Origin of the sequence: Terrisphaera buseokensis, assembly GCF_047521145.2 — a bacterium.
Taxonomy (GTDB): Bacteria; Verrucomicrobiota; Verrucomicrobiia; order Opitutales; family Opitutaceae; genus ER46.
This window is the reverse complement of the sequence record NZ_CM134186.1, coordinates 526567-549748: the sequence shown is the minus strand read 5'-3', so window position 1 is coordinate 549748 and position 23182 is coordinate 526567. Positions and strand designations below refer to the sequence as shown.

At 66.5% G+C, this 23182-nt stretch carries 15 protein-coding genes; 12 read left to right on the top strand and 3 right to left on the bottom strand.

From position 1 onward, the window contains the following. Positions 1-7: 7 nt before the first annotated feature. Positions 8-1105: a WD40/YVTN/BNR-like repeat-containing protein gene (locus tag ACLJEU_RS02110; protein ID WP_414664688.1), complete on the bottom strand. Its 1098-nt coding sequence runs from the start codon at positions 1103-1105 to the stop codon at positions 8-10. 155 nt (positions 1106-1260) lie between these two features. Between ACLJEU_RS02110 and ACLJEU_RS02105 the strand changes: the two genes are divergently transcribed. From ACLJEU_RS02105 to ACLJEU_RS02075, 7 genes are all read left to right on the top strand, one after another. Further along, the gene (locus ACLJEU_RS02105) at positions 1261-2064 is read left to right on the top strand and encodes a fumarylacetoacetate hydrolase family protein (protein ID WP_414664687.1); all 804 of its coding nucleotides are present in this window, start codon (positions 1261-1263) and stop codon (positions 2062-2064) included. A gap of 51 nt (positions 2065-2115) precedes the next feature. Beyond that, positions 2116-4209, top strand: a complete 2094-nt coding sequence (locus ACLJEU_RS02100) for a beta-galactosidase (protein WP_414664686.1) — start codon at positions 2116-2118, stop codon at positions 4207-4209. Between the two features lie 324 nt (positions 4210-4533). Then, positions 4534-4884: a DUF1294 domain-containing protein gene (locus ACLJEU_RS02095; RefSeq protein ID WP_414664685.1), complete on the top strand. Its 351-nt coding sequence runs from the start codon at positions 4534-4536 to the stop codon at positions 4882-4884. 570 nt (positions 4885-5454) lie between these two features. After that, positions 5455-6642, top strand: coding sequence for a PDDEXK nuclease domain-containing protein (locus tag ACLJEU_RS02090; protein ID WP_414664684.1), 1188 nt, complete (start codon positions 5455-5457; stop codon positions 6640-6642). Positions 6643-6772: 130 nt separating this feature from the next. Beyond that, positions 6773-7795 (top strand): cupin domain-containing protein, encoded by a 1023-nt coding sequence (locus ACLJEU_RS02085; protein ID WP_414664683.1) that lies wholly within the window; start codon positions 6773-6775, stop codon positions 7793-7795. Positions 7796-7884: 89 nt separating this feature from the next. Continuing rightward, positions 7885-9225, top strand: a complete 1341-nt coding sequence (locus tag ACLJEU_RS02080; RefSeq protein ID WP_414664682.1) for a cytochrome P450 — start codon at positions 7885-7887, stop codon at positions 9223-9225. Further along, positions 9222-11945, top strand: coding sequence for an amino acid adenylation domain-containing protein (locus tag ACLJEU_RS02075; RefSeq protein ID WP_414664681.1), 2724 nt, complete (start codon positions 9222-9224; stop codon positions 11943-11945). Before ACLJEU_RS02080 ends, ACLJEU_RS02075 begins: the two co-directional genes overlap by 4 nt. Positions 11946-12371: 426 nt before the next feature. On the opposite strand, the gene ACLJEU_RS02070 is transcribed toward ACLJEU_RS02075, so the two are convergent. Further along, the gene (locus ACLJEU_RS02070) at positions 12372-14201 is read right to left on the bottom strand and encodes an MbnP family protein (RefSeq protein ID WP_414664680.1); all 1830 of its coding nucleotides are present in this window, start codon (positions 14199-14201) and stop codon (positions 12372-12374) included. 9 nt (positions 14202-14210) lie between these two features. On the opposite strand from ACLJEU_RS02070, the gene ACLJEU_RS02065 reads away from it, so the two are divergent. Further along, positions 14211-14948 (top strand): response regulator transcription factor, encoded by a 738-nt coding sequence (locus ACLJEU_RS02065; protein ID WP_414664679.1) that lies wholly within the window; start codon positions 14211-14213, stop codon positions 14946-14948. A 56-nt stretch (positions 14949-15004) separates the two neighbouring features. Here ACLJEU_RS02065 and ACLJEU_RS02060 read toward each other — a convergent pair whose 3' ends face one another. Then, positions 15005-17326 carry a YHYH protein gene (locus ACLJEU_RS02060; protein ID WP_414664678.1) on the bottom strand — a complete coding sequence of 774 codons (2322 nt, stop codon included), beginning with the start codon at positions 17324-17326 and terminating at the stop codon, positions 15005-15007. A 141-nt stretch (positions 17327-17467) separates the two neighbouring features. Here ACLJEU_RS02060 and ACLJEU_RS02055 point away from each other — a divergent pair, with 141 nt between their 5' ends. The 4 genes from ACLJEU_RS02055 to hflC all read left to right on the top strand — a co-directional run bounded on the left by ACLJEU_RS02055 (position 17468) and on the right by hflC (position 23158). Further along, positions 17468-19051, top strand: a complete 1584-nt coding sequence (locus ACLJEU_RS02055; protein ID WP_414664677.1) for a sensor histidine kinase — start codon at positions 17468-17470, stop codon at positions 19049-19051. A gap of 324 nt (positions 19052-19375) precedes the next feature. Further along, positions 19376-20113: a dioxygenase family protein gene (locus ACLJEU_RS02050; protein ID WP_414664676.1), complete on the top strand. Its 738-nt coding sequence runs from the start codon at positions 19376-19378 to the stop codon at positions 20111-20113. Between the two features lie 417 nt (positions 20114-20530). Continuing rightward, a complete protein-coding gene (gene hflK, locus ACLJEU_RS02045) occupies positions 20531-22216 on the top strand; it encodes a protease modulator HflK (RefSeq protein WP_414664675.1) in 1686 nt (561 codons plus the stop codon). A 48-nt stretch (positions 22217-22264) separates the two neighbouring features. Continuing rightward, complete coding sequence (gene hflC / locus ACLJEU_RS02040) at positions 22265-23158, top strand: protease modulator HflC (protein ID WP_414664674.1); 894 nt, start codon at positions 22265-22267, stop codon at positions 23156-23158. Positions 23159-23182 lie beyond the last annotated feature (24 nt).

The window sequence follows — 23182 nt, the reverse complement described above, 5'->3', positions numbered from 1 at the left end:
CAGTCGCTCACCGGGCCCACACGCGCAGACACGTGATCCGCGGGAAACTCGCCGGCAGTTTCTCCCACGTGTCGCCGTCGTCCTTCGAATAAAACAACTCCCCGCCGGTCGTGCCAAGGTACACGCCGGCCGGCGACAGCCGATCGGCCGTCATCGCGTCGCGCAGCACGCCGACAAAATGCTCCCGCTGCGGCAGGCCGGCGGTCATCGCCCGCCAGGTGCGGCCGCGATCGCGCGAACGCCAGACTTTCAACGCGCCGTCGGGCACGACGCGGTTCTCGTCGCTCAACAACGGCACGATGAACAGATCGCCGCGCGCCGTGATTGCCATCGGAAATCCAAATTCATGCGGCAGCCCCGTCGATATCCGCGTCCACGATTCCGCCGCGTCCTCCGATTTGAAGACGCCGCCGTGGTATTGAATGTACAGCACCCCGGGCCGCTCGGGATCGAGCACCATCTTGTGCACGCAGCGGCCCATGTCGGGATCCTTGACGAACTCCGGCGCGACGTTGGGCAGTCCTTCGTTGCAGAGTTTCCAATGCTCACCGGCATCGTCGCTGCGAAAAACGCCCACCGCCGAAATGCCCACCCACAGGCGCTGCGCGTTCGTCGGATCCACCAGGATCGAATGCAGGCACAAGCCGCCAAATCCCGGCATCCAGCGCGGCCGCGTGGGATGACTCGTCAGGCCCGTCAGCTCGCTCCACGTCTGCGCATCGTCCCGGCTCACGAACAGGGCCGCATCGTCGACGCCCGCATACCACGTGCCCGGTTGCGACGCATGCCCCGGCACGATTTGCCAGATGTGTTTCAGCTCGGCCGTCGCACCCGTGGCAAACGCCGGGTCGCGCTGCACCGGCTCCCACGTCGCGCCCGCATCGCGCGACGTGCGGATCGTGGGACCGTGCATGAAATGCCCCGTGCCGGCCAGGATGCGGCCGTTGCGCTCGTCGGCACACACACTGAACACCTCCCAGCCCCCGAGATGCGGCCCGCTCAGACGCCAGTCCGTCCGTCGCTCGTCGCTTTCGTAGAGGAAGACTCCTTTCACCGTGCCGATCAGCAGCACGAGTTTACGGGGTGAGGTGGGCGCCGCAGGCATGCCCGACGCTGGCCGCCGCGGCGCCGGCCATCGAGTTGAAAGTTGCCGGGTGACAACCGAAGCCCGACCCGGAAAAAACCCGGACCGGACCTGCCGTCTTTCGGTCTTCCAACTTTCACCCTTCAACTTTCAACTCGGCTCCCCTTCCACCGACCATGCGCATTCTTCGCCACCTCACCCCGACCGGCCCGGCCTACGCCGCGCTCCAACCCGATGGCTCCGCGCGCGAAATCAGCGGGGATATCTTTGGCGATTTCCGCGTCACCGATCGCACGGTCAAACCCGGCAAGGCCCTCGCGCCCGTCGACCCCGTTTACCTGCCGTGCATCGGCCTCAACTACAAGAAGCACGCCGCCGAGAGCAACAGCGCCCCGCCGCCGCACCCGGTGCTGTTCGTGAAAAATCCTGCGTGTGCGCAGAATCCGGGCGATCCGATCGAGCTGCCCGTCAAACTGGCGAGCACCTCCGTCGACTACGAATGCGAGCTCGCGGTCGTGATCGGCAAGCGTTGCAAGAACGCCACCCGCGCCAACGCCCTCGACTTCGTCCTCGGCTACACCTGCGCCAACGACGTCTCCGCCCGCGACTGGCAGCGCAACGGCGGCGGCGGCCAGTGGTGCCAGGGCAAGAGCTTCGACACCTTCTGCCCGTTCGGTCCGGTGCTCGTGACGAAGGACGAAATTCCGAATCCCAACGCGCTGCGCATCCGCACGATTCTCAATGGCGAGACGATGCAGGACTGGAACACCGACGACATGATCTTCGATGTGCCGACGCTGATTGAGTTTCTCAGCGCGAGCAAAACGCTCCTGCCCGGCACCGTGATTCTCACCGGCACGCCCCACGGCGTCGGCTTCGCGCGCAATCCACCGGTGTGGTTGAAGGCCGGCGACACCGTGACGATCGACATCGAGAAAATCGGCGCGCTGACCAATCCAGTGATCAACGAGCCACTCTGAGGATCCGGTTACCGCGCGTCGTGCTCCAGGCTCGGTTCGCTCGCGCTCCCCATGTCTGCCCCGCCTTCCGCCGCCGCGGCCGCCCTGTATTCGTTTCCGCCCGCCGACTTGATGACGCTCGGCGTCTACTACTATCCGGAAGCCTGGCCCGCCGCCCAATGGCCGCGCGATATCGCAAACATCCGGAAACTCGGCTTCGAGTTCGTCCACCTCGGCGAGTTCGCCTGGGCATTTCTTGAACCGACCGAGGGAGCATTTGATTTCGCCTGGCTCGATCGCGTCGTCGCCCTCGCCGCGGAGCAGGGCCTCAAGGTCGTGCTCTGTACGCCGACGCCCGCGCCGCCGGTCTGGCTGACCGAAAAAAGTCCCGAGGTGCTCATGGTCGACGCCGCCGGCCGGCGGCAGCGGCACGGCACCCGCCAGCACGCCTGCTGGAACGTGCCGCGCTACCGGTCGTACGTGGATAAAATCGTCCACGCGCTCGGCCGCCGCTACGGCGCCGACACCCGCGTCTGGGGCTGGCAGCTCGACAACGAACTCACGCACTACGGCAAGGAACCGTGCTTCTGCGACGCGTGCCAGGACTCGTTCCGCGCGTGGTTGAAAACCAAGTACGCCGACATCGGCGCCTTGAATCGCGACTGGGGCAACGCGTTTTGGTCGCAACTCTACCAGCGCTTCGATCAGATCCGGATCCCCAACGTCCAGGAGTTTCCCGCGCAGTTCAACCCGCACGCCATGCTCGACGCCCAACGCTGGTTCGCCGGCACGGCGGCGGACTACCTGCGTTTCCAGACCGGTATCCTGCGGACGTACACCGGACACCGGCAGTGGATCACGTCGAACCACATTCACCACTTTCCCGCCGTGAATCCGGCGCTGAACGCCCGGGACTTCGACGTCGTGTCGTGGACGTTGTATCCAGTGCACGGTAACGCAAACCGCGGCCCGCTCGGTTTCCGCCTCGGCGATCCGTCCGTGCTGGGTTTCGCCGGAGACTTCATGCGCCCGCTCAACGGCCAGCACGGCATCATGGAACTGCAGCCCGGCCAGGTGAACTGGGGCGAGGTCAACCCACAGCCGTATCCCGGCGCGGTGCGCCTGTGGATCCTGCAGGCCTTCGCCACCGGCGCGAAGTTCGTCTGCACCTACCGCTATCGTCAGCCGCTCTCCGGGGCAGAGCTGTATCACCAAGGCATCGTCGGTCCCGACGGCGTTACGCCCACCGCCGGCGGCATGCAGTTCTCCCAGGCCGCGCGCGAGTTGGCCGGGCTTCGCGCCGTCGCCACCCCGGGCGCACCGCCGCCACCCGCCTACGCCCGACGCCAGGCGGCGATCCTCTACAGTTACGAAGTCCGCTGGGACTTGGACAATCACAAGCAGAACAAGGACTGGGACACCTATGAGCACCTGCTCAAGTACCACCGCGCGCTCAAACGCGTCGGGGCGCCCGTCGATGTGATCACGGAGGAGAAGGATTTCTCCGCCTATCCCTTCCTGATCGCGCCCGCGCATCAGCTCGTCGACGCCGCCCTCGTGGCGCGCTGGCAGGCGTACGCGGAGAACGGCGGCCAGCTCGTGCTCACCTGCCGCACCGGCCAGAAGGATCGTCGCGGCCAGCTGTGGGAAGCGGCGTGGGCCGCGCCGATTCACGACCTCATTGGCGCGAGCATCGCGTTTTATGATACCTTGCCGTCGCCGCACCGCGCGCACGTGAGCGCCGGAGGCGAGTCGCACGCGTGGTCGACGTGGGGCGACGTGCTTGCACCGCGCGCAGACACCGAGACGCTCGCGACGTATGCGGATCAGCCCTACGCGGGCGAGCCAGCCGCGATCACGCGCCGGCTCGGGCGCGGTGCCGTGACGTACATCGGGGTCGACTCCACGAGCGGTTCGCTCGAAGCCCAACTGATCCGCGAGGTGTATGCCCGCGCGGCCGTCGCCACGGAGAATTTTCCCGAAGGCTTCAGCGTCGACTGGCGCGACGGCCTCTGGATCGCCACCAACGCCACGGAGCAGTCACACGCCGCACCCGTTCCGGCGAACGCGACGATGCTGGTGGGCACGCGCGAGGTACCGATAGCCGGCGTGACGATCTGGCAAGAGCCGGAAACGCGTCCGAAAATGCACCGCAAAGGTGAGTGAATTCAATAGCCAGAAAGCCACGAGGCTGATCCTGGCTTCCTGGCTTCTGAATTGATCAGGTTTGATTCAGCATCTGATCACGGAAGCAGACCGGTTGAGCAGGAAACCCGGAAGCCATGAATCCCCCTTCCTGATTTTCTGGCTTCCTGCTCTTCTTTTCTGTTCCAGCGCGCTCGAACAAAGAAGGAATTCAAAAGCCAGAAAGCCATGAGACAGATCCCGGCTTCTTGGTTTCTGAATTCATCGGGCTTGATTCAGGGCTTGAGCAGGAAACGATCACCGCGCGTGGCTTCCTTCCGCCCCAATCACCTTTTCCTCCTCGCCGTGCTCCTGGTAGCTCCCGCAGCCGCCAGTTGGAAACTGGCCGACGGCAAACGCTGGTGGATTCTCGTGGGCTGGTACGCGGCGGTGTCCGCTTTCACCTACTTCATCTACGCCGACGACAAGCAGCGCGCGCAGAAGAAAGAATGGCGGGCGCCTGAGAACGCCCTGCAGTTCTTCGCGTTCGCCGGCGGCTGGCCCGGGGCGTATCTCGCCCAGCGCCGGATTCGACACAAGAACGCCAAGCTCCGTTTCCAACTCCTGTTCTGGCTCATCGTCGGCGTCCATCAGGTCGTCGCCATCGACTACCTGCTCGACTGGCGCATGGTCCGCACGGTCATGCCTCACGGCTAGGTTCAGAAAATTCTAAAGCCAGAAAGCCATGAACTCATCCTGGTTTCTTGGCTTCTGAATCGATCCGTTTGGGTTCGAGACGGAGCAGGAACCCCTGAATCCATGAATCCTACTTCTTCCGGGGTTCCTGGTTTCCTGCTTCAACCTGTCGGTGAATTTCGCATGGCAGTTCGCAGCCGCCCAGCAGAACTAATACCCATCGCTCCTTGCTTTTGAACTTCTGGATCGATCGTGGCTACGAGCGCCAGCGAGTGGTCGTTCGGCCACTCGCTGGCGCTCGTAGCCACAGCTAAAGTCCAAGGCAAAGAGCGATTGGTATAATTCGAAAGCCAGGAAGCCAAGATCCGGATCCTGGCTTTCTGGTTTCTGAATTGATCTGTTTTAGTTCTAGAGAGAGCAGGAACCCCGGAAACCGTCCCCTCCGGGTTTCCTGGTTTCCTGCTCTTCTCTTCCTCCAGCCCTCGCCCGACCAAGGAGTGAATTCTAAAGCCAGAAAGCCATGAACCCATCCTGGCTTCTTGGCTTCTGAATTGATCCGGTTTGGATCGGGCGTTGAGCTCGCGCGCCCGCATGAAACCCGCCTCTCCCGCCGCTCCGGACTACGCCCGTTTCATCACGGATCTGAAGGAGCGGATTCAATCGGCCCGCCTCGCCGCCGCCCGCGCCGTCAATCGCGAGCTGATTCTGCTCTATTGGGACATAGGGCGCGCGATCGTCGAAAAACAAAATATCCTCGGCTGGGGCGATTCGATCGTCGAGCAGCTCGCGCGCGATCTGCAGGCGGCGTTTCCGGCGACGAAGGGCTTCTCGTCGTTCAATCTCTGGCGCATGCGTCAGCTCCACTTGGAATATTCCTCGGAGGAATTTCTGGCACAGGCTGTGCCGGAACTGAATCGCCGCAACGCGCGCGGCCCGGCTCTGGCAATTCTCTCACAGCCTGTGAGAGAAACCGGGCTAGCCGAGAAACCTACCGCTGCCGCCGCAATTCTGGCACAGGCTGTGCCAGAATTGCTGGCCACGATTCCCTGGGGACATCACGTCGAGCTGCTGAAGAAGGTCAAAGACCCCCGCGCCCGGCTCTACTACCTGCTCGCCACGGCCCGCTTCGGCTGGAGCCGCCACGTGCTCCTCAACCAGATCAAAGCCGGCGCCTACGAGCGTTCGCTCAAGGAAAAGAAGTCGCACAACTTCCCCAGCGCGCTGCCCGAGCATCTCGCCGAGCAGGCCGAGGAGGCGCTGAAGAGCAGTTACAATCTCGAGTTCCTCGGCATCGGCCGCGCGATCAAGGAACGCGAACTCGAGGACAAGCTCGTCGAGCGGCTGCGGGACTTCATTCTCGAACTGGGCTACGGGTTTTGCTTCGTCGGACGCCAGTACCGGCTCGTTCTCGGCCAGAAGGAGTACTTCGTCGATCTGCTCTTCTACCACCGCTTCCTGAAGGCGCTCGTCGCCATCGATCTCAAGATCGGCCCGTTCGAACCGGAGTTCTCCGGCAAGATGGATTTCTACCTCAATCTGCTGAACGAAAAGGAACGCGCCCCCGACGACCGGCCGTCGATCGGCATCATCCTGTGCGCGGAGAAGGACAACCTCGAGGTCGAGTTCGCGTTGAAGACCAAGGCGAATCCCATCGGCGTCGCCGAATATCAACTACAGCCCAAACTCCCCGCCGAGTTCCGCGGCAAGCTGCCGACCGCGCGCCAGCTCACCGACGCCGTGCGCACCGTGCTGCCGGGGAAGATTGAAACCGAGAAGTAACGGTCCCGGCTGCACCGGATTTTCCCGGGACCGCGACCGCCCCCGGTCGCCCCCCATTTCGGCGACCGGGGGCGGTCGCGGTCCCAGTTCACCAAGCCAAAGCCATCTTCGGAGACCAACTCCACCGCCCATGAAACGCGTCCACCTGCCCTCGATGCCCTGGGAGGAGCAAGCCTCGCCCGCGCGCACCTTCCACTCGTTCGTCAAAAACATCTCGGTCGCGCTCGGCGGCATCCGCAACGGCGGACCGTGGTGCGGCGGGCATCCCTTCGACGTCCAGGTGCGCCGCATTCCGCCGGGTGCGGCCGTGTGCCCGTTTCACCTGCACCTCGCGCAATGGGAACTCTTCATCGTGCAGGCCGGCACCGGCACCGTCCGCGCCGGCAGCGAACGCCACGCCGTGAAGCCCGGCGATGTCTTCGTCCACCCGCCCGGCGAACCGCACCAGCTGATCAACTCAGGGGCCATCGATTTCGAGGTGCTCATCGTCGCCGACAATCCCGAGCTGGATGCGTTTTTCTATCCCGACTCGAACAAGTGGGGCCTGCGTCCACCGGGCCGTTACTTCCGGATGAACGAAACCGGCTACTTCGACGGTGAGGAGGCACCGATCGCCGGCGCGCCGCCCTACACGCCCTCGGGCACGCCGCCCGCACCGCCCCTTTCACCCTTTGCGCAACGCAAGCTTCATCCGGACAGCCTGCCGTGGGAGCCGTGGGGGTCGCCGAAGAAAAAATTCCGCGGCACCAGCAAGGAGCTCTCGATTGCACTGGGCGCGAAACGCAACACGCCCACCGGTCTCGGCGGCCACCCGTTTGATCTCGAGCTGACCACCTTTGCGCCGGGCGAAAGCGGCTGTCCGTTTCACAGTCATGCCGCGCAGTGGGAGTTGTACCTGATCGTTGCAGGCGGCGGGACGGTCCGGGCCGGCGGCGAGTCACACGCCGTCGCCGCGGGCGATGTCATCCTGCATCCGCCCGGCGAAGCGCATCAACTCACCGCCAGCGCCGACGCCGAACTCGTTTTCTACCTCGTAGCCGACAATCCTCCGGTGGATTACTGGCACTACCCCGACTCCGACAAATGGGGCCTGCGCGCCCCGCGCAAATTCTTCCGCGCCCAGGATGCCGACTACTACGACGGCGAGGAATAGGCCGCCGACCTACGTAACACTCCCCGGGGGATACACCCGGGTTTGCGATTTACCATCGGCCGTCGAGTCGGCATTCAAGGCACCCCGGCATGTTGGCGAATCTCCAGAAATCCCTGCGTCGCCGGCTGCCCCATCATTCGATTGTTTACGCGCATGCGCGGGCAGCCGTCTCACGGCATCGTTTGCCGCCCGGCAAGCTCGTGCGCCTCGACGAGGTCGAGAAGGCCGAGCGCAGTTTTCTGCTCAACCAATCGGCGCGGCTCGGCCCGATCTTCAAGGCGATCGGCTGGAACGAATTCTGGATCTGCATCGTCGGCCTGCCCATCGGCCGGCGCCTGCTCCGTGATCACGGTGACGACCTGAAGCCGATGACGCTGGACGTCAGCGCGCTGTTTCCCCGCGGCTTCCTGCGCCAGATGCAGGGCGAGGAACATCGCAAGTACCGCAAATCCCTCAACCGGGCGATCAAGCCGGACGATCTCGCGGAAAGCACGCGCGGGCTCGAGGCGATCGCGACCCGCGCGCTGGCGCGCTACGCCGCAACCGAGGGCGAACACCACAACGCCGCCGACGCCTACATCGCCACGCTCAGCACCATCACGAGCGAGATGATGATTCAGCTGTTCTTCGGCGCCACGTCCGGCACCGAAGCGTTCGACCGGCTGATGGCCGGCTACCGCAAGCTCGGACCCTACGGCCTCGTCTGGAACATCACCGCGAAGCAGGAAGAGGCCTTCGCCGAAATTCGCGCCTACCTGATCGCCCGCTTTTCCGGCGATCCCGCGCAGCTCCCGCCCGCGATGCGCCAGAGCGTGCTGGGCCGGATGGTCGAGGACGGAATGCCCGATGCCGTGATGATGGGAAACCTCATCTACATGGTGGAGACCGGCCGCTACGACAGCTACTCGCTCTTTCGCTGGCTGACCAAGCACGCCGCCGATCACCCGGCGATGCTCGACCGCATCGCGCAGGAAGATCAGGCGGAACCGCAGCCCGGCAAGTCCTTCACCGAGGCCTTCGTGCTGGAGACGCTGCGCATGGATCAGAGCGAGCGCCTCATGCGGCGGGCCCAGCGTGACTTCGTCTTCGACGGGTATCTCATTCCCAAATACGCGACCGTGCGCGTGTGCCTGTGGGAATCGCACAAGGCGCCCGACGCCTTTCCCGCGCCGTTTCACTTCGACCCGGAACGCTTCCTCCACCAGCCGCCCACCGGCGAACAGTTCGCGCCCTTCGGACTCGATCACCACCGCTGCCCGTTCGGCGACATGTCGCTCAAGATGAGCGTGGTGTTCCTGCGCATGCTGGCCCGCGCCCACACCGTGACGCCCCTCGGCGACGGCCTGCCCGTCCGGGGCGCGTACCACTGGGAACCCGCGAGCAAGTTTGGCGCCCGGCTCCGCCCGCGCGCGCTGCCGCCGACGCCATGACTCCAGCCAACGGATACACGCCGGGCCCAGTGCTCGCGATGCACGCCGGGGAGGACATGCTCGCCGCCAACGTCGCGGCGCTGTTTCTCGCGCAGGCCCGGGCGACGCCCGCCGCGCCGGCGATCGTCGCCCGCGAAGGCACCACATCATACGGCGCGCTCGCCACGCGCGTCACCTCGCTCGCTCACGCGCTGCAGCAGCGAGGCGTCGCACCGGAGCAACCCATCGGCGTCCTGATGCAGCGCTCGGCCGATCTTGTGGCCGTATTGCTCGCCGTGATGCACGCGGGTGCAGCCTATGTCCCGCTCGACCCGGACGATCCACCCGCGCGCAACCGCCGTATTCTCGCGAGTTCCGGCTGCCAGCTGGTGCTCGGCGATCGACCGTCGATTGCGGCGGTGCGCGCGCTACTGCGCGATCAGGCAGGCCCGCCCGCGCCCGAGTTCGTCGAACTCGATCACCTCCATCCGGCCCAGCCCGGCCAGCCGGCGGGGCCCTGCGCCCCAGGCGGCCGGCGGCTCGCGTACATTCTCTTCACCTCGGGCAGCACGGGCGAACCCAAGGGCGTGGAGATCGAGCATCACAGCGTCGTGAATCTCCTGTTCACCGCGCGCGACCTGATGGGATTCACGCCCTCGGATCGTTACCTCGCCGCCTCGACCATCGGCTTCGATATCTCCGTCGCCGAACTGTTCCTGCCCCTGATCGCCGGCGGCAGCCTGCTCCTGCGCGATCGCAGGATCTGGCTCAACCCGCGGCAACTCGCCGACGACATCCGCACGCAGGGCGTCACGGTCCTGCAAATCGGTCCGTCCGTTTGGTCCATCGCCCTGAACGACATCCCGGACTTTCCCCTCGTGCGCGTCGCCATCTCCACCGGCGAACCCGTGCCGCCGGCCCTCGCGCGTCGGATCGCGCGCGCGGGCGAGCAGGCCTGGAATCTCTACGGGCCCACCGAGACCACGGTGTGGTCGACGGCGCATCGCCTGACCCCTGCGGGCAGCGCCGACGAGAACGCCCGCGCGATCTCCGCCCCCATCGGCCGGCCGGTCAACCGTACCACGATCGCCATCATCGATGATACCGGCAAACCCGTGCCCGCCGGAGTGCGCGGTGAACTCTGCCTCGGTGGCGCCGGCGTGGCGCGCGGCTACCGCGGCAACGCCACGTTGACCGCCGAGCGCTTCGTGACGCTCGGCGCCACCGGCGAGCGCGTCTACCGGACCGGCGATGTCGTCGCCTGGAACGCCGCGGGCGATCTGGAGTATTTCGGCCGCAACGACGATCAGCTGAAAATCCGCGGCGTACGCATCGAGCCGCGCGAAGTCGAGGCGGCCATCGGCGGCCATCCCGGCGTCGCGCAGGCCGCCGCCACGTGGTTCGACGGCGCGGGCTCGCGTTCGATCGTCGCCGCAATTGTGCCGCGGCCGGGCCACACCCTGACGCCGACGGCGCTGCATGCCTGGCTGGAGACGCGTCTGCCCGCGGCGATGATTCCCTCGCGCTTCGTGTTTCTGCCGTCACTTCCGCTCGCCCCCAGCGGCAAGGTCGACCGCAACGCCATCCGGCAGAGCCTCGCTGCGGCACCCGCGACGGAGTCCGCCGACACCGGCGGCGTCTTCCGCGAGATGACGCAAACCGAGGCCGTCCTCGTGCAGGTGTGGCAGCGCCTCCTGAAACTGGATACGGTCGGCCTCGACGACCATTTCTTCTCCATCGGCGGCGATTCGCTGGCCGCGGTGAAGATGATCACGGAAGTAGAGGCCATTTTCAAAATCTCGCTGCCGGTGCAGACGGCGTTCGAGGCGCCGACCCTGCGCAGGCTGGCGGAGCGCGTCACGCGCGCGAACGAGCGATCTCCCACCGGATCCGAATCGAATTACCTGTTTCCGCTCGCGGAAGTGCCGGGCAGCCGCCCGCTCTTCTTCAGCAACGTCGACCTGCGCCTCGCGGTCCGCGACACGTGGAAGGCGCCCTGTTCGCTGTATTCGATATCGCATTGGGCGCAGGGCAGCGGATTCATGCAGGCCGAATCGGTCGGCGATCTCGCGCGCCTGCACCTCGAGCGGATTCAACAGCTCCAGCCCTTCGGACCCTACCGGCTCGCGGGCTTCTCCTTTGGCGGTCTGGTCGCGCTCGAAATGGCCCGGCAGCTTCGGCTTAAGGGCGAGACCGTGGAACTGCTTTTCCTCCTCGATCCGATGCAGCCGTTCCGCACCACGCGCGAACCCCAGGGTCTCGCGCAGGAAGGACTGGTCACGCCGCTCGATGAAACGTGGCGCGGACGCATTTCGCGTCACGTCCGCCATCTGTCCCGCCGGCCGGGCGGCATCGGCACCTATGTCGCGGAACGCGTGTATTGGCACGCGCGCTACAATCCCGTGAAGCAGTGGCTGATTTACAAGCTCGTCCATCTGCACGGCAACCGACCCAACCCGGTCTCGCAGCTCATTGTGCCCAGGAACCGCTGGCCCGCGTTCTGGTACAGCGCGCGACGCATGGCGGTCCGCTACGTCGCGGAGCCGTACCACGGCCGCACGATCGCGATCTTCCCCGATCGCGGCCCGCGCTTTCAGGCGTGGAGCGACCTGCTTGATCCGCAAGCCGAACTGCACTTCGTCCCGGCCGACCACCGCCTGCTCTTCGCCGAGCCCACGCTCAGCCAGTGGCTCAAACCGCTCGAAGCGGCGCTGCAGGAACGCGGCGGGGCGGAAACCTGACGGGGAGCGGAGTTGAGCGCGAAAACGCAAAGCTCGATCCCAAGGATTCATCCTAAAAAGCCGTAGTTGAACCACGGAGACACAGGGAGCACAGAGGTGAAAGGAAGGAAACAGATGACGAACGGGTTCACCCGGAGGGTGAGTTCCGTTGACCTGACGCAATTACCGCAACCGGTCTTCTCCGTGGCCTCTGTGCCTTCGTGGTTCAATTCCAACTGCGGACTTTGGTAATACCAATCGCCCTTTGCCTTTGGACTTTAGCCGTGGCTACGAGCGCCAGCGAGTGGCCGAACGGCCACTCGCTGGCGCTCGTAGCCACGATCGATCCAGAAGTCCAAAAGCAAGGAGCGATTGGTATTACATCTTTGCAACGGTCTTCGCGTCCTAGGACCTTTGCGCAAAGTCCGAGGCGGCCGCCTTCGCCGTTCACCTTCCCCCGTCACCGCTGGCGTTCCAGCCCACGTCCGTCAGGGTCCGCAAGAAAGCCACGAGAGCGCGTTGATCCGCCGCTGACAGCTCCAGCCCGCGGTCAGGATGCTTGGCGAGATTGGGATCGAGGGCGGCACTACGCACAACGCCGTGATCGTAATGCGCGACGACCTCCTCGAGCGTAGCGAAACGTCCGTCATGCATGTACGGCGCGGTCAGCGCGACATTGCGCAGCGAAGGCGTCTTGAACTTCCCGCGATCCGTCTCCGCCCCCGTGACACCCGCGCGTCCTGGATCGGCCGATACGCGATCAAGCCCGTTGTTCTTCAGCGCGGTGTCGGTAAACAACGCTCCGCCGTGGCAATGAAAGCAATCGGCGCCACGCTGGCCACGGGCCGGATCGTACTCGCGCGCGAACAACTCGAACCCGCGTTGCTCGTCCACCGTCAATTCGGCCTCTCCGCGCATCGCCCGATCAAAGCGCGAGTCGGCTGACACGAGCGTCAGGAGGTATTGCTCGAGGGCGAGCGTCACCCGCTCCACCGTGAGGCCGCCGGGCCCGAACGCCGCGAAACATTTCAGCGTGAGAGCCGAGTCATCGGCGAGTCGCGCCACGACCTGCGCGGGCACGCCGTCCATCTCGATCGGATTCGTCCACGCCGCGAACGCCTGATCGCGCACGCGCGGCTGCGATCCGTCCCAGGCAAAGGCCTCGTTCCAGGCGAGATTGAACAACGGCATGGCATTGCGCCGGCCCGGCTCGCCACGCGCACCGTTGCTCAGCGCCCGGGTGTCGCTGAACGCATGCGCGGCGTCGTGACAGCTCGCGCAGGACTGCCGGCCGTTGCCGGAAAGACGCGCGTCGTTGAACAACGCCGCGCCGAGGGCGACGCCTTCAACCGTCAGGGGATTGTCCGCCGGCAGGGCCGGCTGCGGAAATCCCGCCGGTACCGTGAAGGCCCGCGGCGTAGGTCCCGCGTCACTACGCGCGCGCAACGAACGCTCCGCGCCCGCGCTGGCCCGCCCGGTCTCGTCGGTGCGCGACGCCGCACCCAGCCAGAACCACGCTCGCTCCCATGCCTCCGCCAGCTTGGGCGCAAGCGCGTCACCGGCGCCGGAGTGCGTCGACTCACTGGCGTCGTCGGGCTCCAGCCGGTGCTTGGCCAGCACGCGCGCCAGGTTGAGCGCGAGCCGCACGGCGGAGTCGCCGGCGATCGTGAAGTCCGCGCGAAAGCGAACCGTCATGAGCCGCTCGTCCGTGGCGAGATGATACACGAAGCCGCGCTCGGCGGCGCCCGCACGCCATGCGCCTTCCACGGCTGCGAACACGTACCCGCCCTGCCAGCTCCAATGCAGGCCGTTGACGAGAGGATTGAGCGCATGACCGGCCGGCCAGCGGCCGGGGTCGCCGTGGTTCATCTCCGGGGGAACGCCGACGTGGAATTCGAGTCCGACATATCCGCCTTCCGGCACTTCCTGCACCGTGAATTCACGCTTTCCGCGCTCGAGATCGATCGCCCCGTACTGCCCATCGAGGCGCACAGTGCCGCCGTCGGCGCGCAACAGGCTCACACCGGAAACGATCGCGGCGACGCGCGTGACCCGCAGCGTCTGGCCGGCATCGGTCGTGACGGGCCCGGACGGAATCGTCAGGGCGTCCTGCCCCCAGCGCGGCTCAATCGCAATCGTGAGCCGCGCGGCGGTGAGCAGCGGCGTGACGACCACGAGCCAGCCGGCAGCCAGCGCCCAGCGCACCCCGTGCGGACGGCGGGCCCGGGCGAGGTCCGCGCCATGCTCGCGGTTGCGCCGGCCCGAAGTTTTTCCCACAACCTTCCCATGTCTGACCGCGCCGACGGCCGCACCCGCCTCCTGATGATTGACGATGACCGGAAACTTTGCCGGCTCGTCACCACGTACCTCGAGCCCCTCGGCTTCGACGTCACCGCCGTGCACACCGGACCTGACGGCGTCGAACGCGCGACGGACGCGGAGGCGACATGGCATGCGGTGATTCTCGACGTGATGCTGCCGGGCATCGACGGCTTTGAGGTGTTGAAGAAAATTCGAGCCAAGAGCCAGGTGCCGGTCCTGATGCTCACTGCCCGCGGCGACGAGACTGATCGGATCGTCGGGCTCGAGGTGGGGGCCGACGACTATCTGCCGAAGACGTTTTCCACCCGTGAGCTCCTGGCCCGTCTCCGCGCCGTGCTGCGGCGCAGTGCCGTGACCGCCGTCAGCGAAAAGAACGGCGTCGACGCCCCGCCGGCCGAGCTCGTTGTCGGCCCGCTGCGCGTCAACCTCGACGCGCGTTCGGCCGTGATGGATACGACGCCCCTCGTGCTGACGCCCGTCGAGTTCGATTTGCTCGCGAGCCTCGCCAAGGCCAAGGGCCGCGTGAAAACGCGCGAGGCGCTGCTCGATGAATGCCGCGATCGGAACTACGACGTGTTTGATCGCTCGATCGACGTGCACATTTCCTCGCTGCGAAAAAAACTGGGCGACGACGCGAAGGAGCCGCGTTACATCCGCACCGTGCGCTCGGCCGGCTACATGATGGTCGGACCGGACGCGTAAGTCCGCGGGCGCGTCCGCGCCAGACTCTGCCGCAGGCTGCCAGTCCGTGCGCATGCTCAGTTCACCACGTAGATTTCGACCAGGGCCGTGCCCGTGGTGTTGCCCACACCGCTGACGCTGGCGGTGTAGGCTCCCGCACCAAGATCGACAAGGAGCGCCGCATCCCGGCTACCAGTGGCCAGGGCAAACGCCCCCGACTGTGTCGCGGCCGCGGCGATCGCGGCGGCATTGGCACCGCTCGACCAGTTGTCGTTGGCGGCCACCGTGCTCGTGCCGGACAGAAGTGTGATCTGCGGATCGCTCAGCACGCCGGTGACACCGAAGTTGGTCAGCGTGGGACCCACCGCCCGAATCAGGAGTTTCACCGTGCCGGTGCCGCTGACGACGAAGCCGGGGATCAGCACGCTCTCGCCCGTGCCGACAAACGCGCGCGTGCTGGCGTTCACGAGATTCGCGCCGGAGACGCCGCCGTCGGCGTCGTAAACCTCCAGCAACGTCACGCCACTCCCGCCGCCCGCACCCACCGGGGTCGTGTACGAGCCGGACGCAAGCCTGGCGACAATCGCCGCATCGCGACTGCCGCCGGTCAGGCCAAACGCGCCCACGGCAGAAAAAGTCGCCGCATCCGCCGCGAGCCAGTTGTCGTTGGTCGCGACGGTGGTGGCTCCCCCGACGAGCGAAAGCGAGGGATCGGCCAGCGTACCGCTGACGCCGAAGGGCGCGAGGCCGGGACCGATGGCGCGCACGAGCATCGACTTGGTCGTGTCACCGCTGATCACGAAGCCGGCGATCGGTGTACCGGCGGCGCCGCCGATCTGCGCGCGGGTCGCAATGTTCACGAGCCGCGCGGTGCCGGAGACACCGACGGCGTAGGCCGCGCTGCCACTGCCATTGAGCCCGGAGAGCCCGCCCGTGCCGCGCGCATCGAAGGCGGACAGGGCGATCAACGTGACGCGATAGTACGCCGCGGTCGTGGCCGTCCGGTGCGTGGTGGACGCGCCGACGCTCGTCAGGCCACTCGCGAGCGGAACGAACGTTGTGTTGTCCGCCGAGGTCTCAATCGCATACGTGCCACCCTCGACGGACGCCCACGTGACGGCCACCTCCGCGCCGCTCCGCGTGGCGGTGACGGTGAGCGCCGAAGCCTGCCCACCGCGGACATACTCGACGACGGTTTCGTTGACGGCATTGACCGCGCCACCGGCGGGCGTGCCGTAATACCAGCGGCCGATGTTATACGGATACTGCGGCGTGCCATTCGGCTCGATGGCCATGAAGTAGGCGTACGTGCCCTGCGGAAATTCCGGCGTCACGCAGAAGCGGCCGTTGTAGAGATCGAGATCGAAGTCCCGGCCCTGCGCCTTGCCGAGATTACCGAGGTAGTCGTAGTCCTCGATATAGGTGCCGAGCGGATACGCCGCGCCGACGGCGGGACCGGTTTGCGCCGGAGTCAGCGTCGCACTGCGATTCTGCGCCAGTGCGGCCCACGCGGGCAGCGTGACGCGGCCGGTGGTGGCGAGGGCGGTGGTGCCCTGCGTGCCGTCGCGCTTCACATAACCCGAAACCATCCGGCGCACCGCGCTGGTGGCGTCCAGCGGCGAGGCATATCCGTACGGCCCATACAACGGATGGCCGTCGGCGAGCCAGCCCAGGATCGGCGAATGCCGCGCGGGCGCCGTGGTGCGTTCCGCATAGGACTTCGTGGCCGGAACGTAATCCACGTGATCGTTCAGCTGCGCCCGCAACGCCGGCGCGTTGGCGTGATAGTGGTAGTTCGGTCCGGCCTGGTGCGCGAAAGCGGCGTCGAAGGTCACGCCTTCGTTCACGTAGGCGTCGCGGTTCCAGACGCCATCGCCGCGGAGCCCGTTGACCGGCGAGGCGTCCATGCCGCTCGCGTTGTTGTAGGAAAAGGCGTCACGGCTGTCGAACAGCGACACGCCATCGACGGAGTAACCGATCGAGCCGTTGCCGGTGAGGACCTTGGTGGCGGGCACGACCGGCGTGCGCGGAAGGCGGTAGAGGACGTTCGTGTTCGCGGGAAAATTGGGAAACGCCTGGGTGCGCGCGGTATTCAGATACCAGGGACCCATCACGTGGTAACCGAGGCCCGAGGACCGCAGGTAGACCCAGGTGCTGGAGTACGACACCTGCATGACACCGGCGTAGGTCGGCACGGCCTGGTTGCCCTGGGCGCGACTCCACGTGGTGACCGCGTTACCCGCGGCCTTGGCGGCATCGGATTCATAGATACGCGCGTAAGTCCGGGAAGGCTGGACCAGCCAGCTGGTGATCCGGGGATCGGTCGGAGCCGACTGGGCCGGCGCGTGCGGAGCGGCCGCAGCGAAAACGAGGAGGGGCAGGAAGCGAGTAGGATTCATGAGGGAAGCGGGATGCCGGTGAGTAAACGTGATTCCGGTAAACGCTCTGTGTGGGCGAAACGCTTTCTTGTTAAGGGCGGGTAAACGTTGCGGATTTTCCTGATAACTCCGCTACTGTCTCTGCGTCCAACTCCCCTGTCGATGCGGGTATCCTATCCACTTTCTCTCAAGGTCTCGGTGTGGCTGATGTTGAATCTGCTGCTGCTGGCCGGGCTCGGCGTCGGCTTCCTCGTCGTGCAAGGCGGCCTCGGCTGGGGCGCACTCGTCGCCGGTCCGAGTGGCGATCGCATCCAGGCCCTCGCCAACGTGATCGCCGGTGAGGCGTCCGCCGCCACGGGCGACGACCGCACCGCGGTCCTCAAGCGCTTCGGCACGGCGTACAACGCGGAATTTTATCTCTACAGCATCGACGAGATGCAGATTGCGGGCAGCACGCTGGAGCTCCCGCCGGACGTGCGCACCCAGATGGAGTTTCGTCCGCCGCGGATGGGACCGGGCGGATCCGGCCGCCGCGGTGGCGAAGGGTTTCGCGGCACGCGGAGCGAATTTGATCCCACGCGCCGCCGCGAGGGCGGGCCCGATCGGCCGCCGTTGCCTTCACGTGAAAGCCCGGAAAAAGGCGTTGCGCCCGACGGCGTGCGCCGCGAACCGCCGCCGATGCCCATGGGCGGTGGCGGTCCCAACCAGGAGTCGCGCACCGGTCGTTTTGTCGTACGCGCCGGTACGCCCGCCGCGTACTGGGTGGGCCTGCGGGTGCCGTACTTTTCCGCGGAGCGCAATTTCCCCACCCCGGCGAAACTCGTGGTGCGCGTGCACTCGATGTGGGCCCTGCTCTCGCTGCTCAACCTGCAATCGTGGCTGCTCGCGGGCACCGGCGTACTGGTGCTGTCGGTGCTGTTCTGGCTCCCGCTGATGCGCAGCATCACGCGCTCCATTCGCCAGCTCACCACCGCGACTGAGCAGATTGCGGAAGGACGCTTCGACACGCGCGTGAGCGAGAGCCGGCGCGACGAACTGGGCAAACTCGGCGAATCCGTGAACCGGATGGCCACGCGCCTGGATGCGCACATGACGGGCCAGAAGCGTTTTCTCGGCGATGTCGCCCACGAGCTCTGCTCGCCGCTCGCGCGGCTGCAGATGGCCACGGGGATTCTGGCCGATCAGGCGCCGACCACGCTGCAGGAAACGGTCGCAGACGTGCGCGAGGAAGTGCAGCAGATGAGCACACTCGTGAACGAACTCCTGGCGTTCACCAAGGCCGGCCTGCAGGCACGCGAGGTCGTGTGCAGCGCGATCGATCTGGCACCGCTCACCAGGGATGTGCTCGCGCGCGAGGACACCAGCGGACGTGTGACCCTGTCTGTCGCCGACGATCTTCGCGTCACCGCCGAAACCAATCTGCTTTCGCGCGCCCTGGGCAATCTCGTGCGCAACGCGCTGCGCTATGCCGGCGACGCCGGCCCGATCACGGTCTCGGCGCAGCGCGACCACCAGCACGTCGCCATCACGGTCGAGGACAACGGTCCCGGTGTGCCCGTGGCGGATCTCGACCGGCTGGGCGAACCGTTTTTCCGGCCCGAGCTCGCCCGCACCCGTGAGACCGGTGGCGTCGGCCTCGGGCTCGCGATCGTGCGGAGCAGCATCGCCTCATGCGGTGGTGACGTGCGTTTCGCCAATCGCACGCCGCGCGGCTTTCGCGCCGAGATTCGCCTGCGGGCGGCCTGAGCGCGACCCGGCCGCGATCGTCGCTCCCGGCATGCACGGACGTTTACGCCGGCTTAACAAAAAGGCCCGGACTTCACATCGGGCGCTAACACGGAGGTGGCATCGTGGGCGTGTTCCCACGATGAAACTCTCTACCCTCCTCTCCCGCCTCGTGCGCGCACCCTTGCCCCCCACGGCGCCGTGCGTCGCTCGCGCTGCCCCGCGCCCGCGGACGGCGCGAGTCTTGTCATCAGCCCATTCCGTGCTCAGAATGCGGATGCAACTTTCCCCGGTTGCTGCCGCCCGCCCTACTCACCCGGCACTCTGGTTGTGAACCCACCCGCCATGAAATCCATGTCCCGCTCCGACTCCGTCCGCCTCTTCGCCAGCACGTGCCTGGTCTCGCTCGCCCTCGGCAGCGCCGCCGCCGCTCCGGTCCGCACCGCCGAAGTGACCGAAGGCCCGTTTTACCCCTTCAACTCCACCAACACGCTGCCGACGATTACGCCGGCCAACCGCGACAACGACATGACGCGCGTCACCGGTGCCGCCACGCCCGCCCGCGGCCTGCCCTTTCTCCTGTCGGGCGTGGTGCGCGATCCCGCCGGCGCGCCCGTCGCAGGCGTCAAGGTCGAGCTCTGGCAGACCGACGAGGGCGGCGTGTATTACCATTCCGGAGACAACAACGCCGCCAAACGCGATCCCGCCTTCCAGCACTACGGCGAGAGCGTGACGGACCAGAACGGGCGCTATTCATTTCGCACCATCAAGCCCGGCCTCTACACGGGACGGATCCGGCACTTCCACTTCAAGGTGAAGAATCAGGGCGCCACGGTGCTGACCTCGCAGTTCACGTTTGACGACGAACGCGCCGACTTCGCGAAGGACGGCGTGCAGCGCCGGCTCTCCGGCGACGCGCTGGAATCAACCGTGATAGCGCCGAAGCGCGGCACCGACGCCAGCGGCGCCGACGCGTGGGTCGCCGTGAAGGACATCGTGATCGATCCGAAGGCGAACACCGGCAAGTCGGCCGACAACGCCGGTCCGGCGGGGGCAAAGACGAAGAAGGCCCGGGCCAACTAAGCCGGACTCATGCAGAAGGACTCCCGCGAATCACGCGAAGGACCGCGAATTTCAGGCTGATTCGTGAACGTCGGCCAGCCAAACCACAGCGCACCGTTTGGTGTGCGGTCTCATCCAGCCTCTTTCATTCGGGTGGATTCGCGGGCAACTGCATTGTTCCGGCTAAGGTCCAGGTCCTGCCGCAATTCCGATCCGCCGCGCGTTTCGCGGGTGAGCGCTCGACGTCGCGCCGCACCTCGCTCGGCGTTCGGTGCGGTGCGCGGCGGCGCGTAGGTTCGGCACGCGCCGCAAGAATGGCCGAATTCGATGCAGTGGGCCGCCCGTCGTGCCGATCACCCGGCGAAACACATTTGAAGTCCAAGTGAAACGTCCGCATACCGGTCGGGCCGTCGCTGCATTTTGATTCAACCGCAAACCATGGTTCCACCCGCCCACTCGCCGCCTGCCCGCGGACTGGTGTTCACGTTTGCCCTCGTGTTTGCGGCTGGCGCGGCGGCTTCGTTCGCGCTGCACCGTCACTCCGGCCTCGTGGCCTTCGCCGCGCTCTCTGCCCTCGGGCTTTGGGCGCTGGTCGTCACACTCGGCAACACCCTGCCGCAGCTGCCGCTCCGCCTGCGGGAAATCGGCCAGGCCCTGGGCTTCGTGGCGGTCGCCGCCCTGTCCGCGTCGTTCCACCTGCCGCGAGCGGGCGTGTTCGCAGGTGCGACCGACAGCCTGCTGCAGCTCGCCGCCGTGGCGCTTGCGATCCTGGCGTTCGGTTTTCACTTCCTCGCGACGTACGGCACGCACGTCGCCCGCGAGCACCCCGCGCCGCTGCTCGGGACGCTGGTGCCGCTCGCCCGCCTGCTCGCCGCCGCGCACGCCCTGCTCGTGGCCGCATTGCTGGCCCGCCTCTACATCCAGCACAACTGGCTGCCCCCCGTTCAGATGGTATTCAACGTCACCACGGTCATTCTGCTGATCGAGACCCTGCTGCACGCCGTGGCCCGGCTGTACCAACCGGCCCGGCTGCGTCGGCAGGAGACGATCTTCGGCGGGAGCGTGCTGCTGCCGATGCTGTTCGGCGAAAGCGGCCCGCTGCGTTCACTCGCGGCCACGACCGAAAAGACCTTTGGCGTCAAACTCGGCGAAACCTGGCTCGTCCAACTGGCCCGGATACTCGCCGCCCCGCTCGTCCTGCTCGGCGCCGTCGGGCTCTGGCTTTCGACCGCCGTCACCCGCGTTCCGGTGGACAGCCGCGGCGTGCTGGTGCGACAGGGCGTGTTTGCCGAAGCGGCGCTGCCGCCGGGCCTGCATGTTCACGCGCCGTGGCCGTGGAGCCGCGTGGTCGTGGTGGCGACGGAGCGCGTGCAGGAAATGTCCTTGGGCTTCGAACGCGATCTCGCCGGCCCGGTCCTGTGGGCCGAAAAACATTTCGAGGGCGAACAGAATCTCCTCGTCGGCCAGGGCGAGGAACTGCTCACGATCAACGTCCCCGTTCACTACCGCGTGCGCGATGCGGTCGCGTTTCTGCGTCACTCGGGCGACCCGCGCGCCGCACTCGAGGCGCTCGGTTATCGCGAACTCCTCGCGCTCACCACGAGCTACAGCGCGTTCGGCTTCATGACGACCGACCGCGCCGCGATCACGACCCGGCTCCGCACCGGACTGCAGGCCGCGATTGACCGGCTGCAGCTCGGCCTTGAGATCGTGTATGTGGGATTGAAGGACGTGCACCCGCCGGTCCCGGTCGCGCCGGCGTACCAGGACGTCGTCAGCGCCGAGGAGCAACGGCTCGCGCTCGGTGATCATGCGCGCACCTACGCGGTGCAGGCCACCGCCGCCGCGCAGGGGAATGCCACGCAGATCCGCCTGCAGGCGCAGACCGCCGCCACCGAGCGCCGGGCGCGCGCGCAGGGCGAGGCCGCCCGGTTCCTTGCGCCGCTGGCCGTGTATCGCAACCAGCCCGACGTCTACACCACGCGCCGCCGGCTCGAGGCGCTGGAGGCCGCGCTCGGCGACGTCCGCCAGCTCATCCTGATTCCGCACGCCGCGCGCGCCCGCGCCCAGTTTTTCCTCGGCGTCGACGCCACGACACCGGTCACGCCCCTCAGTCCGCGGTAGTCATCTCGAGCCTCCCGCCCCACGCCTCTCGCCTCTCGACTCTGCCCCATGTCCTCCGTCCAAGTCCTCACCCGCGCGCTGATCGCCCTCGTCGTCGTGACGATCCTCGGTTTCGCGATGTTCAGCTTCCAGGTCGCGAGCAACGAGTCGGCGGTCCTCACGCGGTTCGGCTCGCCGGTGCGCACGATCGCCGATCCCGGGCTCTACTTCAAGTGGCCCTGGCCCGTGGACACCGTGCACCGTTTCGACACGCGTCTGGCTTTTTATGATACGCGCGTGTCCGAGGCGCTCACGCAGGACAAGCGCAACGTCATCCTGCCCGTGTTCCTCGCCTGGCGCGTGGCGGATCCGCTGAAGTTCCTGCAGGCACTCGGCACGCCTGCCGCCGTGCCGACGAAGCTGGACAGCCTCGCGATCAGCGCGCGGAACTCCCTGCTCGGCCGTTATGACTTCCAGGAACTGGTCAGCACCGATCCGGCCCGGCTGAAGCTCGCGGAACTCGAGCAGCGCCTCACCGAGGAGATCCGCCCGGCCGCGCTCGCGGCGTTCGGCATCGCCATCGAACAGGTCGGCCTGAAACGCATCGCACTGCCGGAGGCGAACACGCTGTACGTTTTCGAACGCATGAAGGCCGAGCGCGGCCAGTACGCCGCGAAGTTCCGCGCCGAGGGCCGCCGCGAGGCCGATGAGCTCCGCGCGAAGACCGACGCCGAACGCACCGTCCTGATCGCCGAAGCGCAGAAATTCGCCGAGGAAACCCGTGGCAAAGGCGAGGCCGAGGCGGCCAAAATCTACGCCGAAGCCCATGCGCAGGATCCGAAGTTTTATCAGTTTCTCCGCGAGCTCGAGACGCTGCGCAAGGTGACGCGCGAGAACACCACGCTGATTCTCGACACCGACACGGCGCCGTTCAACCAGCTCAAGGCTGTCCCCGCGAAATGAGTCACCTCTCGCGCCTTCCCGAAG